Source organism: Mesorhizobium sp. WSM4848 (genome assembly GCF_055811375.1).
On sequence record NZ_JBVVPX010000012.1, the window covers coordinates 82,001 to 98,513 of the forward strand.

At 63.8% G+C, this 16,513-nt stretch carries 19 protein-coding genes; 17 read left to right on the plus strand and 2 right to left on the minus strand.

Annotated elements, in window-relative coordinates; genetic code table 11:
• Positions 1-2 precede the first annotated feature (2 nt).
• The 10 genes from ribD (at position 3) to AC0L16_RS13870 (ending at position 8,797) form a co-directional block, all read left to right on the plus strand.
• Positions 3-1,124 carry a bifunctional diaminohydroxyphosphoribosylaminopyrimidine deaminase/5-amino-6-(5-phosphoribosylamino)uracil reductase RibD gene (gene ribD, locus AC0L16_RS13825; RefSeq protein WP_473621367.1) on the plus strand — a complete coding sequence of 374 codons (1,122 nt, stop codon included), beginning with the start codon at positions 3-5 and terminating at the stop codon, positions 1,122-1,124.
• Between the two features lie 117 nt (positions 1,125-1,241).
• Positions 1,242-1,859, plus strand: a complete 618-nt coding sequence (locus AC0L16_RS13830) for a riboflavin synthase (RefSeq protein ID WP_473621368.1) — start codon at positions 1,242-1,244, stop codon at positions 1,857-1,859.
• On the plus strand, positions 1,859-2,023 hold the full coding sequence (locus tag AC0L16_RS13835; RefSeq protein ID WP_441338812.1) for a hypothetical protein: 165 nt from the start codon (positions 1,859-1,861) through the stop codon (positions 2,021-2,023). The genes AC0L16_RS13830 and AC0L16_RS13835 overlap by 1 nt, the downstream gene beginning before the upstream one ends.
• Positions 2,024-2,111: 88 nt before the next feature.
• Positions 2,112-2,606: a 6,7-dimethyl-8-ribityllumazine synthase gene (gene ribH / locus AC0L16_RS13840; RefSeq protein ID WP_473621370.1), complete on the plus strand. Its 495-nt coding sequence runs from the start codon at positions 2,112-2,114 to the stop codon at positions 2,604-2,606.
• A complete protein-coding gene (nusB, locus tag AC0L16_RS13845; RefSeq protein ID WP_023798402.1) occupies positions 2,603-3,103 on the plus strand; it encodes a transcription antitermination factor NusB in 501 nt (166 codons plus the stop codon). The genes ribH and nusB overlap by 4 nt, the downstream gene beginning before the upstream one ends.
• Positions 3,100-4,317: an MFS transporter gene (locus AC0L16_RS13850; RefSeq protein ID WP_473621371.1), complete on the plus strand. Its 1,218-nt coding sequence runs from the start codon at positions 3,100-3,102 to the stop codon at positions 4,315-4,317. Before nusB ends, AC0L16_RS13850 begins: the two co-directional genes overlap by 4 nt.
• Positions 4,318-4,659: 342 nt before the next feature.
• Positions 4,660-5,571: a glycine betaine ABC transporter substrate-binding protein OsmF gene (gene osmF / locus AC0L16_RS13855; protein ID WP_473621372.1), complete on the plus strand. Its 912-nt coding sequence runs from the start codon at positions 4,660-4,662 to the stop codon at positions 5,569-5,571.
• 363 nt (positions 5,572-5,934) lie between these two features.
• Positions 5,935-7,101 (plus strand): ABC transporter permease, encoded by a 1,167-nt coding sequence (locus tag AC0L16_RS13860; RefSeq protein ID WP_473621374.1) that lies wholly within the window; start codon positions 5,935-5,937, stop codon positions 7,099-7,101.
• Entirely contained in the window at positions 7,098-8,036 is a 939-nt protein-coding gene (locus tag AC0L16_RS13865) for an ABC transporter ATP-binding protein (protein ID WP_473621376.1), read from the plus strand. Before AC0L16_RS13860 ends, AC0L16_RS13865 begins: the two co-directional genes overlap by 4 nt.
• A complete protein-coding gene (locus AC0L16_RS13870) occupies positions 8,033-8,797 on the plus strand; it encodes an ABC transporter permease (RefSeq protein ID WP_473621377.1) in 765 nt (254 codons plus the stop codon). Before AC0L16_RS13865 ends, AC0L16_RS13870 begins: the two co-directional genes overlap by 4 nt.
• 46 nt (positions 8,798-8,843) lie before the next feature.
• Here AC0L16_RS13870 and AC0L16_RS13875 read toward each other — a convergent pair whose 3' ends face one another.
• Entirely contained in the window at positions 8,844-9,035 is a 192-nt protein-coding gene (locus AC0L16_RS13875) for a type II toxin-antitoxin system HicB family antitoxin (protein WP_473621378.1), read from the minus strand.
• Between the two features lie 148 nt (positions 9,036-9,183).
• On the opposite strand from AC0L16_RS13875, the gene AC0L16_RS13880 reads away from it, so the two are divergent.
• Positions 9,184-9,510 (plus strand): hypothetical protein, encoded by a 327-nt coding sequence (locus AC0L16_RS13880; protein ID WP_473621380.1) that lies wholly within the window; start codon positions 9,184-9,186, stop codon positions 9,508-9,510.
• Positions 9,507-11,648: a sodium-translocating pyrophosphatase gene (locus tag AC0L16_RS13885; RefSeq protein WP_473621381.1), complete on the plus strand. Its 2,142-nt coding sequence runs from the start codon at positions 9,507-9,509 to the stop codon at positions 11,646-11,648. Before AC0L16_RS13880 ends, AC0L16_RS13885 begins: the two co-directional genes overlap by 4 nt.
• 278 nt (positions 11,649-11,926) lie before the next feature.
• On the opposite strand, the gene AC0L16_RS13890 is transcribed toward AC0L16_RS13885, so the two are convergent.
• Positions 11,927-12,472 carry an outer membrane protein assembly factor BamE gene (locus tag AC0L16_RS13890; RefSeq protein WP_473621382.1) on the minus strand — a complete coding sequence of 182 codons (546 nt, stop codon included), beginning with the start codon at positions 12,470-12,472 and terminating at the stop codon, positions 11,927-11,929.
• Between the two features lie 114 nt (positions 12,473-12,586).
• On the opposite strand from AC0L16_RS13890, the gene AC0L16_RS13895 reads away from it, so the two are divergent.
• The 5 genes from AC0L16_RS13895 to AC0L16_RS13915 all read left to right on the plus strand — a co-directional run bounded on the left by AC0L16_RS13895 (position 12,587) and on the right by AC0L16_RS13915 (position 16,331).
• Positions 12,587-13,129: a ubiquinol-cytochrome C chaperone family protein gene (locus AC0L16_RS13895; protein ID WP_473621384.1), complete on the plus strand. Its 543-nt coding sequence runs from the start codon at positions 12,587-12,589 to the stop codon at positions 13,127-13,129.
• Positions 13,130-13,155: 26 nt separating this feature from the next.
• The gene (locus AC0L16_RS13900) at positions 13,156-13,719 is read left to right on the plus strand and encodes a YceD family protein (protein WP_473621385.1); all 564 of its coding nucleotides are present in this window, start codon (positions 13,156-13,158) and stop codon (positions 13,717-13,719) included.
• Between the two features lie 131 nt (positions 13,720-13,850).
• Positions 13,851-14,921 (plus strand): phosphate acyltransferase PlsX, encoded by a 1,071-nt coding sequence (gene plsX, locus AC0L16_RS13905; protein ID WP_473621387.1) that lies wholly within the window; start codon positions 13,851-13,853, stop codon positions 14,919-14,921.
• Between the two features lie 9 nt (positions 14,922-14,930).
• Positions 14,931-15,902 (plus strand): beta-ketoacyl-ACP synthase III, encoded by a 972-nt coding sequence (locus AC0L16_RS13910; protein ID WP_473621389.1) that lies wholly within the window; start codon positions 14,931-14,933, stop codon positions 15,900-15,902.
• 105 nt (positions 15,903-16,007) lie between these two features.
• Positions 16,008-16,331, plus strand: coding sequence for an integration host factor subunit alpha (locus AC0L16_RS13915; protein WP_473621466.1), 324 nt, complete (start codon positions 16,008-16,010; stop codon positions 16,329-16,331).
• Positions 16,332-16,513: the final 182 nt, after the last annotated feature.

A 16,513-nucleotide genomic window follows, 5' to 3' on the forward strand; every position in this document is an offset into this window, starting at 1 on the left:
GCATGGCAAGGCGCAGCCAAGCCGAGCTAGAGGTTCTTGATCGCCGCTTCATGGCGGCGACACTGAGGCTGTCGCGGAAAAACGCCGGGCGGACCTCGACCAACCCTTCCGTCGGCACGCTGATCGTGCGCGACGACGGCGCCGGGCCGATGATCGTCGGCACCGGCGTCACCGCTGTCGGCGGCCGGCCGCATGCCGAGACCGAGGCGCTGGCCGAGGCCGGCGAGCTCGCACGCGGCGCCACCGCCTATGTCACATTGGAGCCCTGCGCCCACCATGGCCGCACCCCGCCTTGCGCCAGTGCACTGGTCAATGCCGGCGTCGCGCGCGTGGTTGGCGCTGCGAGCGACCCCGATCCACGCGTGTCCGGCAACGGCTATGCGATCCTGCGTGCCGCCGGTGTCGAAGTGGTCGAAAAGGTGCTGGTGGCAGAAGCCGCCGAGCAGATGGCCGGCTATCTCATTCGATCTTTGAAAAAACGTCCGGAAGTAATCCTGAAACTTGCGCTTTCCAGCGACGGTAAGATCGGCATGGAAGGCGCGGGGCAGGTCTCGATCACCGGCGACATCGCCCGGCGCGAAGTCTATCTGATGCGCGCCGAAGCCGACGGCGTATTGATCGGCATCGGCACCGCGCTTGAGGACGATCCGGCGCTGACGGTGCGGTTGCCGGGGCTGGAGAACCGCTCGCCGGCGCGCATCGTGCTCGACCGCCAGATCAGGCTGCCAGAGACGTCGAAACTGGTCGCCGGCGTCGACCGGGTTCCGCTCTATGTCGCCGCCTGTGCCGAAGCCGACCCGCACCGGCGGGCCGCGCTCGAACGAGCCGGCGCGCGCTTCATCGGCACCGAGACGTATGAAGGCGATATTGCGCTGCCGGAACTGCTCGAGGATCTGGCAGCGCTCGGCATGGCCAGCGTGCTGGTCGAGGGCGGCGCCAAGGTGGCAAGGACCTTCCTCGCCGAGGGGCTGGTCGACCGCATCGTGCTGTTCCAGGGCCAGCAGCCGATCGGCAAGCGCGGCATTGCATCGCCCATCGACGCCAACCATATCCCGGCAGGATTTCGCAAATTGCGCGACATGCGTTTCGGCGAAGACAGCTATGCCGAGTGGATAGGACCATGATCCCAAAGAGTGGGAACCGGTTTTTGGAAAAGATCATGGCCAAACAAGAAGCCATGATCCAAAAAAGTGGGAACCGGTTTTTGGACAAGACCATGGTCAACTGAAAGACAGGATCTGATGTTTACCGGGATTGTCACCGATGTCGGCACCGTCGCTGCCGTCAAGCCGCTGAGAGAGGGCGTCGGCTTGCGCATCGACACCGCCTATGACCCGCAGACCATCACCATCGGCGCTTCTATTTCGTGCGGCGGCGTCTGCCTGACGGTGACGGCACTGCCGGAAAGCGGCTCCAACGCGCGCTGGTTCGAGGTCGAGGCCTGGGAAGAGGCACTCAGGCTGACGACGGCGATGGGCTGGAAACCCGGCACCAGGATCAATCTGGAGCGGCCGCTGAAGATCGGCGACGAACTCGGCGGCCACATCGTTTCAGGCCATGTCGACGGCATGGCCGAGATCGTTGCGCGCAAGGAGGAGGGCGATGCCGTGCGCTTCACGCTGGAAGCGCCGCGCGATCTGGCCAGATTCATCGCACCCAAGGGCTCCGTCGCGCTCGACGGCACCTCGCTCACCGTCAACAAGGTCGAAGGCACCCGCTTCGACGTGCTCTTGATCCATCACTCGCTGACCGTGACCACCTGGGGCGAACGCGATGTCGGTGACCGCGTCAATCTGGAGATCGACACCATGGCCCGCTACGCGGCGCGCCTGGCGGAGGCCGCGAAAGAGGGGCTTTGATGAACAAGGGCAGAAGGACCTCCAAACAGGAAGAGCAACTGACGCGCGAAGCTTTGGCCGATGTTGACGCCGGTGATGTGATTGATCACCACGTCGTGCAGGCTTGGGCTTTGAGCCTTGTTCCCAGTGATCCGCGTCAGACGCCGCGCCGGAAAACAAAATAGTTTCGGCAGACCTCGCGCATCTCCACCAATCTTCTGCTTGCGATCAAACCGGCTTCGGCCTAAGTCACCGGCGATCCCGGAGACATCTATGGCTGGCACATCCCAACACGGCAAAGCGTTCATTCGCCCGAAGAAGAAGGTCCACCTTCTTGTCATCGAGGCACGCTTCCATGACGACCTTGCCGATGCGCTGCTCGAAGGCGCGACAAGCGCGCTCGAGGAAGCGGGCGCGACATACGACGTCGTCACCGTTCCGGGCTCGCTCGAAATTCCCGCAGTGATTTCCTTCGCCCTCGACGGCGCCGCCGAAGGCGGGCCGAGCTATGACGGCTTTGTCGCCCTCGGCACCGTCGTGCGCGGTGACACCTATCATTTCGACATCGTCGCCAATGAATCGAGCCGTGCCCTGATGGACCTGTCCGTCCAGGAAGCGGTCTGCATCGGCAACGGCATCCTGACCACCGAAAACGACGAGCAGGCCTGGACGCGGGCCAGGCGTTCGGAAGGCGACAAGGGCGGCTTTGCCGCGCGTGCGGCGCTGACCATGATTGCCCTCAAGCAACAGTTGGGAGAGCGATCGTGAGCGAGCCCGCATCGCCCGGCCAGCCCGCGGTGCGCCACGCCAACAAGCGCGGTGCAGCCCGTCTGGCCGCCGTGCAGGCGCTCTACCAGATGGATGTGGCCGGCAGCGGCGTCTTCGAGATCACCGCCGAATATGAGGCGTTCAGGCTCGGCAAGGAAGTCGACGGCGCGCTCTATCGCGAGGCCGACGCGCAATGGTTTCGCGCCATCCTCGCCGGCGTCGTCGAGAACCAGAAGACCATCGATCCGATCATCCGCCAGGCGCTGACCGAGGACTGGCCGTTGTCCAGGCTTGATTCGACGCTGCGCGCCATATTGCGCGCCGGCGTCTACGAGCTGATGAAGCGCGAGGACGTGCCGGTGGCTGTCATCGTCTCGGAATATGTCGATATCGCCAAGGCGTTTTACGAAGAAGACGAGCCGAAGCTGGTCAACGCGGTGCTCGATCGCGTGTCGCGCCGGGTGCGCGGCGAAGGGCGTGGCAAGGACGCTTCATGACGGCCATCCATATCGCCGAGGCCGGCAGGGAAGCGCGCCGCACGGCGCTCATCCTTGCCGCTTCGCAGGCGATCATCGGCTCGGCCGCACCCATCGCCATTTCCGTGGGTGGGTTGGCAGGGCACTATCTGCTCGGAACCGACAAGTCGCTGGCGACGGCGCCGATCACCGGCTTCAACGTCGGCGTGGCGCTCGGCGCCCTGCCGGCCGCCGCCATCATCCGCCGGCTCGGCCAGCGCGATGGCTTCATGACCGGCACGATCGTCACTGCGCTCGGCGGTCTGGTCGCCACGCTGGCGCTGTTCCAGGCCAGCTTCTGGCTGTTCGCCTTCGGCCTGCTGGTGATCGGCATCGGCGGTGCCTTCGTCCAGCAATTCCGCTTCGCCGCCGCCGACAACGCGCCGCCTGAATTCAAGGCGCGCGCCATCTCCTTTGTGCTGGCCGGCGGCATCGTCACCGCCATCCTTGGGCCGCAAATCGTCATTTTCACCCGCGAATTGTTTGCGCCGGTGATGTTTGCCGGGTCGTTTGCCTCCATCCTGGTGCTGGCGGCGGTCGGCGCTGCCATCCTGTCGTTGCTGCGCATCCCGGCCAAGGCGACGGGCAAAGCGGAAATCGCCGACAACGACGCGCGGCCGCTCGCCGAGATCGTCACCAGGCCGCGTTTCGTTGCGGCGCTGTTTTGCGCCGTCGGCAGCTATGCGCTGATGAGCTTCGTCATGACCGGCGCGCCGCTCGCCATGGTCGGCTGCGGCCTGTCGACGGACGACGCCACGCTCGGCATTTCCTGGCATGTCATGGCGATGTTCGCGCCGAGCTTCTTCACCGGCTCGCTGATCTATCGCTTCGGCGCCGAACGGATTGTCGCAACCGGCCTTGTGCTGCTGATCGGTTGCGCGGTGGTGGCGCTGTCGGGCCTGGCACTGTGGCAGTTCTGGACGGCGCTGATCCTGCTCGGCCTTGGCTGGAATTTCGGCTTCATCGGCGCCACCGCCATGGTCGCCGACAGCTACCGGCCATCCGAAAAGGCCAAGGTCCAGGGTTTTCACGACTTCGTCCTGTTCGGCTCCGTCGCCTTCGCCTCGCTGATGTCGGGCGCGGTCTACAACGCCTGGGGGTGGGAGATGCTGAACTGGATCATCTTCCCGGTGACGGTGCTGTGCTTCGTGGCGCTAGGCGTGCTGAAGATGACCGCGCGGCCGACCAGCGGATGACCCCGAACCGAAGGTTCGGAAGGATCATGTGCAAAATCAAAGTGCTACAGCGTCGTTTGCGCGTCCAAGTGGACGCGCGGCGCTCTAATGAAGTGTGCAGCGGTTTTGCGATAACGCCATGCGTAAAAACAACAACCTAAAGGGCGTCGCATGAGGCCGGCCAAACGCGACGCGCTTTAGTGACATGACGCTGTCGGGATCAGACAGCAGCCGATGCAGCCGCGCCGGAACAAAAATATTGCGCCCTTCCCACTTCTTATGAAACCGTGTGCCCCGACGGGGCATTGAAGCCATGCTCATATGCGGCAGCCGTAATCCGGTTCTCAGCAAGGGATTTGTGAAATGTTTTCCGTCAAGGTTCTGGCCGGCGCGGCACTGGCGCTCGGCATCGCCGCAGCCTCGGCGAGCGCTCAGGTGGTCGTGTCGTCGAAGATCGACACCGAAGGCGGCGTGCTCGGCAACATCATCCAGCTGGTGCTGAACGCCAACAACATCCAGACCACCGATCGCATCCAGCTCGGCGGCACCCCTGTGGTGCGCAAGGCGATCACCGCCGGCGAGATCGACATCTATCCGGAATACACCGGCAACGCCGCCTTCTTCTTCGAAAAGGCCGACGATCTCGTGTGGAAGGATGCCGCCAAGGGCTATGAAACGGCCAAGAAGCTCGACTACGACGCCAACAAGATCGTCTGGCTGTCGCCGTCGCCGGCCAACAACACCTGGGCGATTGCGCTGCGCAAGGATGTCGCCGAGACCAACAAGCTGGCGACGCTGTCCGACTTCGGCAAATATGTCTCTGGCGGCGGCCAGGTGGTGCTGGCGGCCTCGGCCGAATTCGTCAATTCGGCTGCCGCGCTGCCGGCTTTCCAGACCACCTATGGCTTCACGCTTAAGCCGGACCAGCTGATCACGCTCTCCGGCGGCGATACGGCGGCGACCATCGCAGCTGCGGCGAACCAGACCAACGGCGCCAACGCTGCCATGGTCTACGGCACCGATGGCGGCATCGCGCCGTCCGGCCTGGTCGTGCTCGAAGACGACAAGGGCGTGCAGCCGGTCTACCAGCCGGCGCCGATCATCCGCGAGGCGGTGCTGAAGCAGCATCCCGAAATCGAGACGCTGCTGAAGCCGGTCTTCGCCAAGCTAGACCTCGTCACCCTGCAGGAACTGAACGGCCGCGTTCAGGTCGGCGGCGAGCCGGTCAAGGGCGTCGCCGAAGACTTTTTGAGGAAGAACGGGTTTTTGAAGTAGGCAGCCCGTTTTGAAAATGACGCCGGTGCGAGGCGCCCCTCTCTGGCCTGCCGGCCATGTCTGCTTCAAAGGCTTCGAGCGGTCGGCGGAAGTGCCGATCTCCCCCTTTGCGGGGGAGATGTCCGGTAGGACAGAGGGGGGTGCTGTCCCGCCGGCCTGTCAACCGATCGTAGCCACGCCCTTTGTCAGGGTTCCTTTCAAGCAGGTCCGAAAGCCGGCGATCCTTCCCACCCCCCTCTGCCCTGCCGGGCATCTCCCCCGCAAGGGGGGAGATCGGATGTCACTTTTGCTTTCGCCAATCTCGAAGGCTGCTGGACGGGCGCTTTTCACGAAGTTGCCAATCCGCCCGCTCCGGGGGCTCCGATGACTCTCCGCTTCGACAAGCTCGGCGTGGTCATCGCCGCGATCGTTGCCTATGCCGCCTTCGCGGCGCCCTTTGCCACCTTGCGCGCCAATCGCATCGTGCCAGGCGAGGCGCGCTCGATTCTTGAGGCGCTGCCGCCGACGCTGGGGCCGCTGCTGCTTGCGGTCGTCGTCGTTGCGGCGGTCGTCGCCTTGCTGAAAACGCCGCTGATCCTGCGCCTGGCCGCCAGCGTGGTCGCGCTTGCGGCACTGGCGCTGCTGATCGGCGTCGCCGGCAGCTTCCTGACGCCTGAGGGCAACAGCTTTGCCCGCATCTCGCCGGCTTCCGGTTTCTGGCTGCTCATCTTCGCCTTTACGCTTTTGCTCGCCGATGTGCTGACGAGGCTGAACCTGTCGCCATCGGCTCGGATCGCCGTGCTCGTCGTCGCGGCAGCGGCGATCGGCATGCTGCTGGTCTCGGGCAGTTGGAACAGTCTTTCGATCCTCAAGGAATATGCCAACCGTGCCGACAGTTTTTGGGCGGAAGGCTCCAAGCATGTGACGCTGGCGCTGGGCTCGCTGGCGGCAGCGGTACTCGTCGGCCTGCCGCTCGGCATCTTCTGCCACCGCGTCGAAAAATTGCGGGCCGGCGTGCTCAACGTGCTGAACATCATCCAGACCATTCCCTCGATCGCGCTGTTCGGCCTGTTGATCGCGCCGCTCGGCTGGGTCGCCACGCATGTGCCCGGCGCGGCCGCCCTCGGCATTCGCGGCATCGGCACCGCGCCCGCCTTCGTCGCCCTGTTCCTCTATTCGCTGCTTCCGGTGGTGGCCAACACCGTGGTCGGTCTTGCCGGCGTGTCGCGCGCCGCCAACGATGCCGCACGCGGCATGGGCATGACCGAGCGCCAGCGCCTGTTCGGCGTCGAATTTCCACTGGCGTTCCCGGTGATCCTCACCGGCATCCGCATCGTGCTGGTCCAGAACATCGGCCTTGCCACCATTGCCGCGCTGATCGGCGGCGGCGGTTTTGGCGTGTTTGTGTTCCAGGGCGTTGGCCAGACGGCGATGGACCTGGTGCTGCTCGGCGCCGTGCCGACGGTGGCGCTGGCCTTTGCTGCCGCCATCATCCTCGACGCGGTGATCGAAATGACCTCCACCAGGAGACGCGAGGCACAACCGGCATGATCGAGATCGAAGGCATTACCAAGCGCTATGACGCAACGACCGTCGTCGACGACGTGTCGATGGTGATCGAGCCGCGCACCATCGCCGTCATCGTCGGCACCTCCGGCTCCGGCAAGACGACGCTGCTGCGTATGATCAACCGGCTGGTCGAGCCGACCTCCGGCGTGATCAGGCTCGACGGCGCCGACAACCGCTCGCTGCCCGGTTACGAGCTGCGCCGCAGCATCGGCTACGCCATCCAGGGCCATGGGCTGTTTCCGCATCGCACGGTGGCGCAGAACATCGCCACCGTGCCGGTGCTGCTCGGCTGGGACGCGGCCCGCATCAAGCGCCGTGTCGACGAGTTGATGACGCTCTACCAGCTCGATCCCCAGGCGTTCGGGCCACGCTATCCGCACGAGCTCTCCGGCGGCCAGCAGCAGCGTGTCGGCGTCGCCAGGGCGCTTGCCGCCGAGCCGAACGTGCTGTTGATGGACGAGCCGTTCGGCGCGCTCGACCCGATCATCCGCAACAAGGCGCAGGAGGATCTTCTGGCGATCCAGAAGCGCTTCGGCACCACCATCATCCTCGTCACCCATGACATGGAAGAGGCGGTGCATATGGGCGACAAGATCGCGGTGATGGATGCCGGCAAGCTGGTGCAATATGCCAGGCCCGCCGAGATCCTGGCGAAGCCGGCCAGCGCCTTCGTCGAGACCCTGGTCGGCGCCAGCGAAAAACCGTTCAGGCTGCTGTCGCTCGGCCGGGTGCGCGACGCGGTGGAGACGGGCGCCGCCGAAGGCGAGGCGATCCCCGGCGACGCCAGCCAGCGCGATGCCCTGGCCGAACTGTTGTGGTCGGGCCGCCCGGCTCTGCCGGTGACAGGGGCCGACGGCAAGCCGCTCGGCCGCGTCACCGTGGACGGGCTGGTGAAACGCGCGGCAAGGCCGGCATGAAAGAGGCCGGTGTAAAAGCCTGGCTTCCGTCACTGCTCAGGCTTGCCCTGGTGGTGCTGCTCATTGCGTTCGTGACCAATCCGGGTTGGTTCGAGCCGCTGCTGAAGCCGCTGACCGAGAGCAACGCGCCGGCAATCTACAACCAGGGCAGCCTGTTGACGCTGACGCTGCTGCATCTGAGGACCGTGCTGATCGCGACGGTGGCGGCAACCATCGTTGCCGTGGCGCTGGCTATCCTGGTCACTCGGCCGGCCGGCGTCGAATTCCTGCCGCTGTCGCGCAGCCTGGTCAATATCGGCCAGACCTTTCCGCCGGTGGCGGTGCTGGCTCTGGCCGTGCCGGCCGTCGGCTTTGGCGAGAAGCCGACACTGATCGCGCTGTTTCTTTACGGCCTGCTGCCGATCTTCGAGAACGCGCTGACCGGGCTGACGACGCTGCCGGCCAATGTGGTCGAGGCTGCGCGCGGCGCCGGCATGACCGGTTGGCAAAGGCTGGTCAAGGTCGAGCTGCCGCTCAGCGCGCCGATCATTCTCGGCGGTATCCGGCTTTCGGTGGTCATCAGCCTCGCCACCGCGACGATCGGCTCGACCGTGGCGGCCAGGACGCTGGGCGAGGTGATCATCGCCGGTCTGTTGTCCAACAATCTCGCCTTCGTCCTGCAGGGCGGCCTGATCGTCGCCGTCCTTGCCGTGCTGATCTATGACGGGCTGTCGGCGATCGAGCGCTACACCGCACGCCGCATGGGGCGGGAGACGGCGTAGATAACAACTCAGATATCGCGTTCGCTCATCTCGGCGGAAATGGATTTCAAACAGCGATTTCCATGACCCGGCCGGGTTCTGAAGTGAAAGATAGCGGCTCTACCGAGAGACAGCCTTCACGCAAGTTCTCGACAAGCTCGTCCAAGGTTTCACCCTGGGTCGCGCAGCCGGGAATTGCCGGCACTTCGGCCCAGTAGCCACCTTCTTCGGCTTCGTGAATGATCGCCTTGAACTTCATCGGTCATCTCCAACTCCATCCCGAAGATAGGCTGCCCCCGATATTTGCAAAGCTGCATGAGCGCTGTCCATCTGCAAGTTCTGCCTGGCTGTTCAGGCTCACGCCAAGGTGGCAGTCCAACATCTGAAACGGCCAGCAGAACGCTTTCATGCTCTACATGACCATGCTGGCGGTGCTGATCTTCGTGGTCGAGCCGGACGGCGACCTGCGCAAAGGCAGACGACCGCCAGCCGATTTCAATCGAACTAATCGGGTGGGCGGCACTGCCGAGCGTGTTTCCGCCCATTGCTTTGGCGAAAGCTGGGGCTTTTGGGCGAAAGCCGGGCAAAAACCGAACAATATCTTGACGTTCGCACCCCTGTTTCGCATAAGCCGATGCGAGGGGAGCGGATTCCGCGCGCGGAATCCGCTCCCCGTCTCAACGGCCCAGGGAGGGGTTCTTTTGGGTCATCAATCGAGGAAAATCCGGCAATGACCATAATTTTAGCTGTCATCGCCTGCGGTCTGCTTTCAGTCCTTTACGCCATCTGGGCGACAAAATCGGTCCTCGCGGCCGATCAGGGCAATGCACGCATGCAGGAAATCTCCGCGGCCATCCGCGAAGGCGCGCAGGCCTATCTGGCGCGCCAGTACACCACCATCGCCATCGTCGGCGTCGTGGTCCTGCTGCTCGCCTGGTGGCTGCTTTCGATCACCGCCGCCATCGGCTTCCTGATCGGCGCCGTTCTGTCGGGCGCCGCCGGCTTCATCGGCATGCACGTCTCGGTGCGCGCCAATGTGCGCACCGCGCAGGCGGCTTCCAACAGCCTCGCAGCCGGCCTCGAGATCGCCTTCAAGTCGGGCGCCATCACCGGCATGCTGGTCGCTGGCCTGGCCTTGCTCGGTGTCTCGATCTATTACCTGATCCTCACCCAATTCGTGGGCCTTCAGCCCAACGACCGCGTCGTCATCGACTCGCTGGTTTCGCTCGGCTTCGGCGCCTCGCTGATCTCGATCTTTGCCCGTCTCGGCGGCGGCATCTTCACCAAGGGCGCCGACGTCGGCGGCGATCTCGTCGGCAAGGTCGAAGCCGGCATTCCCGAAGACGATCCGCGCAACCCGGCCACCATCGCCGATAATGTCGGCGACAATGTCGGCGACTGCGCCGGCATGGCTGCCGACCTGTTCGAGACCTATGCGGTGACCGTGGTCGCCACCATGGTCCTCGCCGCCATCTTCTTCGGCGGCACCGCCGTTCTCAGCGCCACGATGCTCTATCCGCTGGCCATCTGCGGCGCCTGCATCCTGACCTCCATCGTCGGCACCTTCTTCGTCAAGCTCGGCTCTAACGGCTCGATCATGGGCGCGCTCTATAAGGGCCTGATCGTCACCGGCCTGCTGTCGATCGTCGGCCTCGGCATCGCCACCTCGACAACGCTGGGCTGGGGCGAGATCGGCACGGTCGCCGGTATGGCCATCACCGGCACGAACCTGTTCATCTGCGGCCTGATCGGCCTTCTGGTGACCGGTCTCATCGTGGTGATCACCGAATACTACACCGGCACCGACAAGCGCCCGGTGAACTCCATCGCCCAGGCTTCGGTTACCGGTCACGGCACCAACGTCATCCAGGGCCTTGCGGTCTCGCTGGAATCGACGGCACTTCCGGCGATCGTCATCGTCGGCGGCATCATATCGACCTACCAACTCGCCGGCCTTTACGGCACGGCGATCGCAGTCACCACGATGCTCGGCCTTGCCGGCATGATCGTTGCGCTCGACGCCTTCGGCCCGGTCACCGACAATGCTGGCGGCATTGCCGAAATGGCCGGCTTGCCCAAGGAAGTGCGCCAGTCGACCGACGCGCTCGATGCCGTCGGCAACACGACCAAGGCGGTGACCAAGGGTTACGCCATCGGTTCGGCCGGTCTCGGCGCGCTGGTGCTGTTTGCGGCCTACTCCAACGACCTGAAGTTCTTTGCCGCCAATGGCGACAAATACCCTTACTTCCAGGGCATGGGCGAAGTCTCTTTCGACCTCTCCAACCCTTACGTCGTCGCCGGTCTGATCTTCGGCGGTCTGATTCCGTATCTGTTCGGCGGCATCGCCATGACGGCTGTCGGCCGTGCGGCGGGCGCCATCGTCGAGGAGGTGCGCAAGCAGTTCCGCGAGGATCCGGGCATCATGGCCGGCACCTCGAAGCCGAACTATGCGCGTGCGGTCGATCTTCTGACCAAGGCGGCGATCCGGGAAATGATCATTCCGTCGCTGCTGCCGGTGCTGGCACCGCTGGTCGTCTATTTCGGCGTGCTGCTGATCTCGGGCTCGAAGGCGTCCGCCTTTGCAGCACTTGGCGCCTCGCTGCTCGGCGTCATCGTCAACGGCCTGTTCGTCGCCATCTCGATGACCTCTGGCGGCGGCGCCTGGGACAATGCGAAAAAATCGTTCGAGGACGGCTTTACCGACAAGGACGGCGTCAAGCATCTCAAGGGCTCCGAGGCGCACAAGGCCTCGGTGACCGGCGACACGGTCGGCGATCCCTACAAGGACACCGCCGGTCCGGCAGTCAACCCGGCGATCAAGATCACCAACATCGTCGCCTTGCTGCTGCTGGCGGTGCTCGCGCACGGCTGAGGCCGCTTGGCCTTCCGGGGCCGAAATCCACAACCCGCGGGAGCGATCCCGCGGGTTGTTCAATTTTGGACATTCAGCGTTGGCAATGACGACCGTGACGGGTCCAAGTTCGCGTTGAGATTGGCCTGCGGCCTGCGACAATGGCTGCTGTCTCAAAAACGCGGCCGCTGTCTCAAAACAAAAACCCGCGGGATCGCTCCCGCGGGTTTTCGGTCGCCTGAGATGTTGCTGCTTCCCCAGATGCAAAACAAAAGAAGGGAAGCAAAAGAAAAGGAGGATCAGGTGCCGGGCGAGGCGGCGCCTCCGCCACCGGGGAGGCCGGGCGCCAGCTTGCTGGCGCCGCCGATGATCTGGCTGAGGAAGTTCTGGTCCTTGCCGCCGGTCGGCGTGGTCCGCGAGATGAAGTCGAACACCTTGCCGTCCTTCAGGCCGTAATTGGCGATCTGGGTAACGCGCCCGTCCTCGCCGAAATAGACGGCCAGCACCTTCTGGTCGACCAGCCTCGGCTTGTCGAAGGCGACGTACCGCTTGCGCGTCTGTGAGATGTAGTAGAAGGCCTCGTTGTCGAAAGTCGCCTTGGTCGACGGGGTGCCGAGCGCCAGAAGCACCTGTTCGCGGCTCGAGCCGACCGGCACCAGGTCGATCGCCTGCTGGTCGATGACGTAGCCCTGCGTCAGCGTCTCGCTGGGATTGAGATCACCGATCATCTTCGACGAGTTGCAGGCGCAAAGCGCCGAAGCAACCACCAGCAGCGAGATCGCGCCGGCGGATCTCGGAAAAGCGGACCTGGGCAGAAAAGTCGACTTGATTTTCAGCGCGCGCAACTACAACTCCATTAGCTGGCCGCAACTTGCGCTGGGCCGCAAAACCGGTAAACCAGCTTGCTCGCCGATGCAACAAGGCCAATTCAACAAACGGTCCCCGGGAGACCACCCTCAATGTTCCAGCGCCTTTTTGGTCGCGAACGTCACGCCAACCGCGCTATCACCGAGGCGCTTTACGCACAAATCGTGGCAGCGGCGCGGCAAACCGTGTTTTATTCAGACTGGAATGTCCCGGACACGCCGCTTGGCCGCTTCGAGATGCTGTCGCTGCACATGTTCCTGTTCCAGCACCGGCTGCGCGGCGAGGGCGGTGTTGCCGGGGAGGTCGCGCAGGTGCTGATCGACGAATTCTTCATGGATGTCGAGCATTCGCTGCGGGAACTCGGCATCGGCGACGTCGGCGTGCCGAAGCGCATGAAGAAACTGGCGAAGATGTTCTATGGCCGCACCGCCGCCTATGACGATGCGCTGGAACGAAACGACCATGACGCCCTAGTCGCGGCCCTTGCCCGCAATGTCAGGCCCGATGCCGGCACCTGGCCGCAGGCGATGCATCTGGCCGGCTACGTCGCCGATGCCTCCAGACGACTCGCCGAACAGCCGACCGAATCGATTGTTTCCGGCACTGTGGCATTCCCCGTGGCCAAGCCTATTTAAGAAAAATAAGACTATCTAAGGAAAAGATGAAACACCCCGATTCCCAAAGCCCTGATCGCCAGAGCCCCGTGTCCTTCGTGGCCAATGTCGCCCGGCTGCCGCAAAAGGGACTGCCGGTGCTGATCGAGGCCGACGCCGCGCAGCGCGCCGCGCTGGCAGGCGAGCACGAGTTGCTGTCGGTCGAGAACTACCGCGCCGAACTGCTGGTGGCGCCATGGAAGCGCAACGGCGTCAAGGTCAGCGGCCGCGTCGAGGCCGCTATCACCCAGGCCTGCATCGTCACCCTGGACCCGATCGAGGCGCATATCGACGAGGCGGTCGACGCACTGTTCCTGCCGGAGCAGTCGAAGCTCGGGCGGCAGGGTTTCGAGGGCGGCGGCGAGATAATGCTCGATGCCGAAGGGCCGGACAGCCCCGAAACTTTTTCCGGCAATTCGATCGATGTCGGGGCGCTCGCCGAACAGTTCTTTGGACTGGCGATCGATCCCTATCCGCGCAAGCAAGGCGTTTCGATGGAGGCTGCCGACGATGCCGGGACTGCGGAAAGCGAATTCCAGCAAAAGCTGCGTTCCCTGCTGGGGAAATCCTGAAAACCCGACCCAATCGGAGAAAGCCGGTTGTGCGGCAGCCCAAAAACGCTATTTTCGCCGAACCTTCGCGAGCCCCAAACCCGTTGCCAGCGCCAGGCGCTCGCTCAAGCAAACTGTGAGATGAACACCGCGTGATCAGGATTTCCATCGATGCCATGGGCGGCGATCACGGACCAAGCGTGGTCATCCCGGCGCTCATGACGGTCGCGACCCGGCGTCCCGACATCCGCTTCGTCATCTATGGTCGCGAGGAGGCAGTGCGCCCCGAACTCGCAAAGCTGCCCAAACTGGCGGAAGTGAGCGAGTTCATCCACTGCGAGGTAGCAGTCCGGATGGACGACAAGCCGAGCCAGGCGCTGCGCCATGGCCGCTGGAAGTCGTCGATGTGGAAAGCGGTCGAGGCGGTCAAGGCAGGCACTGCCGACGCCTGCATCTCGGCCGGCAACACCGGCGCGCTGATGGCGATGTCGAGATTCTGCCTCCGCACCATGGCGACCATCGACCGTCCGGCGATCGCGGCGCTCTGGCCGACATTGCGCGGCGAAAGCGTGGTGCTGGACGTCGGCGCCACCATCGGCGCGGATGCGCATCAACTGGTTGATTTTGCCATTCTGGGCACTGGCATGGCGCGCTCGGTTTTCGGCATCGAACGGCCGAGCGTCGGTCTGCTCAATGTCGGCGTCGAGGAGATCAAGGGCCAGGAAGAGGTCAAGGAGGCGGGCCGCATGTTGCGCGAGGCCAACATGGCCTCGATGAACTACCATGGTTTCGTCGAGGGCGACGACATCGGCAAGGGCACGGTCGACGTGGTCGTCACCGAAGGATTTGCCGGCAACATCGCGCTGAAGACGGCGGAAGGCACGGTACGACAGATCGCCGGTTACCTGCGCGCCGCGATGGACCGCACGCTGATGGCCAGGATCGGCTATGTATTCGCCAAAGGCGCCTTCGATCGCCTGCGCGAAAAGATGGATGTCGGCCGCTCCAACGGCGGGGTTTTCCTGGGTCTGAACGGCGTCGTGGTGAAAAGCCACGGCGGCGCCGATTCGGACGGCTTCGCGGCGGCGATCGAGCTTGGTTACGACATGGTGCGCAACAATCTGCTCGATCGCATCGAAGCCGATCTAGATCTATTCCATGCGCGCAATCCGCATACCCAGACATCCAGGAAATCCGACGTCGTTGCCGACGCAGAGGAATAGGAAAGAGCCTTGATCAGATCAGTCGTGCGCGGCACAGGCGCCGCGCTGCCCCGCCGCATCATGAAGAATGCCGATTTCGAAGGCATGGTCGAGACGTCAGACGAATGGATCGCCCAGCGCACCGGCATCCGCCAGCGCCATATCGCGGCCGACGACGAGACGACGGCTTCGCTCGGCGAGGCGGCGGCGCGCGCAGCACTCGACAATGCCGGCCTGACGCCGGCCGACATCGACCTGATCGTGCTGGCGACCTCGACGCCCAACAACACCTTTCCGGCGACCGCCGTCGACATCCAGAACCGGCTCGGCATGCATCACGGCTTCGCCTTCGACATGCAGGCGGTGTGCTCGGGCTTCGTCTACGCGGTGACGACGGCCGACCTCTATATCCGCGGCGGCCTGGCCAAACGCGTGCTGGTGATCGGCTCCGAAACCTTTTCGCGCATCCTCGACTGGAGCGATCGCTCGACCTGCGTGCTGTTTGGCGACGGCGCCGGCGCGATGGTGCTGGAAGCAGGCGAGGGGGCAGGCGGCATTGCCGACCACGGCGTGCTGGCGGCCAGCCTGCGCTCCGACGGGGCTCACAAGGACAAGCTGTTCGTCGACGGTGGAGCGTCGACCACCGGAACGGTGGGCCATCTCAGGATGGAAGGCCGCGAAGTGTTCAAGCACGCGGTCGGCATGATCACCGACGTCATCGAGGCGACGTTCTCAGCTGCCGGGATCACCGTTGAGGATCTCGACTGGTTCGTGCCGCATCAGGCCAATAAGCGGATTATCGACGCTTCCGCCAAGAAGCTCGGGATAGCAGAAGAAAAGGTGGTGGTTACCGTCGATTTGCACGGTAACACCTCGGCTGCTTCGGTGCCGCTGGCTCTCTCGGTGGCGGTCGCCGACGGCCGCATCAAGAAGGGTGATCTGGTGCTGATCGAGGCGATGGGCGGCGGCTTCACCTGGGGCGCGGTCCTGGTTCGCTGGTAAGTGCCGAACGGACAGGTTCGGTCCTTGACCTTGCCGGATCAATTACTTAGGCTCTATCTTTGCTTATATAGAGTTATGTTTTTTGAGCTGATGGGGACGGTTCGCATGGGGGGAAAGACACTTACGCGCGCCGATCTTGCTGAAGCCGTTTATCGCAAGGTTGGCTTGTCGCGTACTGAATCGGCCGAGCTCGTCGAAGCGGTTCTGGACGAGATCTGCGAGGCGATCGTTCGCGGCGAGACGGTGAAATTGTCGTCGTTCGCAACCTTCCATGTCCGCTCCAAGAACGAGCGCATCGGGCGCAATCCCAAAACCGGCGAGGAAGTGCCGATCCTGCCGCGCCGCGTGATGACCTTCAAATCGTCGAATGTGCTGAAGAACCGCATTCTGCGCGCGCACCAGATCGGCAAGGCCAAGGGCAGCAAATAGCGCCCGCGCTTCAAGGCCTGGTTGAAAACGGTCGCCTGCTTTGACGCCGGGCTTGAATATTGTTTCATAAACCGCTGAAATAAGGCTCGATTCGGCAGAACAAGCCGGATCGGAATGACTCTTTGTTGAGCATGATCCTGGCCGAAAACCGATTCCGACTTTTCGGGACCATGCTCCAGCGT

Excerpts from the sequence above, each read along its gene's own strand:
- AC0L16_RS13830 (WP_473621368.1), top strand. The coding sequence starts at position 1,242 with ATGTTTACCGGGATTGTCACCGATGTCGGCACCGTCGCTGCCGTCAAG.
- AC0L16_RS13915 (WP_473621466.1), top strand. The coding sequence starts at position 16,008 with ATGGGGGGAAAGACACTTACGCGCGCCGATCTTGCTGAAGCCGTTTAT.
- osmF (WP_473621372.1), top strand. The coding sequence starts at position 4,660 with ATGTTTTCCGTCAAGGTTCTGGCCGGCGCGGCACTGGCGCTCGGCATC.
- AC0L16_RS13870 (WP_473621377.1), top strand. The coding sequence starts at position 8,033 with ATGAAAGAGGCCGGTGTAAAAGCCTGGCTTCCGTCACTGCTCAGGCTT.
- ribH (WP_473621370.1), top strand. The coding sequence starts at position 2,112 with ATGGCTGGCACATCCCAACACGGCAAAGCGTTCATTCGCCCGAAGAAG.
- AC0L16_RS13895 (WP_473621384.1), top strand. The coding sequence starts at position 12,587 with ATGTTCCAGCGCCTTTTTGGTCGCGAACGTCACGCCAACCGCGCTATC.
- AC0L16_RS13850 (WP_473621371.1), top strand. The coding sequence starts at position 3,100 with ATGACGGCCATCCATATCGCCGAGGCCGGCAGGGAAGCGCGCCGCACG.
- AC0L16_RS13835 (WP_441338812.1), top strand. The coding sequence starts at position 1,859 with ATGAACAAGGGCAGAAGGACCTCCAAACAGGAAGAGCAACTGACGCGC.
- AC0L16_RS13880 (WP_473621380.1), top strand. The coding sequence starts at position 9,184 with ATGCTCTACATGACCATGCTGGCGGTGCTGATCTTCGTGGTCGAGCCG.
- AC0L16_RS13865 (WP_473621376.1), top strand. The coding sequence starts at position 7,098 with ATGATCGAGATCGAAGGCATTACCAAGCGCTATGACGCAACGACCGTC.
- AC0L16_RS13860 (WP_473621374.1), top strand. The coding sequence starts at position 5,935 with ATGACTCTCCGCTTCGACAAGCTCGGCGTGGTCATCGCCGCGATCGTT.
- AC0L16_RS13885 (WP_473621381.1), top strand. The coding sequence starts at position 9,507 with ATGACCATAATTTTAGCTGTCATCGCCTGCGGTCTGCTTTCAGTCCTT.
- AC0L16_RS13900 (WP_473621385.1), top strand. The coding sequence starts at position 13,156 with ATGAAACACCCCGATTCCCAAAGCCCTGATCGCCAGAGCCCCGTGTCC.
- ribD (WP_473621367.1), top strand. The coding sequence starts at position 3 with ATGGCAAGGCGCAGCCAAGCCGAGCTAGAGGTTCTTGATCGCCGCTTC.
- AC0L16_RS13875 (WP_473621378.1), bottom strand. The coding sequence starts at position 9,035 with ATGAAGTTCAAGGCGATCATTCACGAAGCCGAAGAAGGTGGCTACTGG.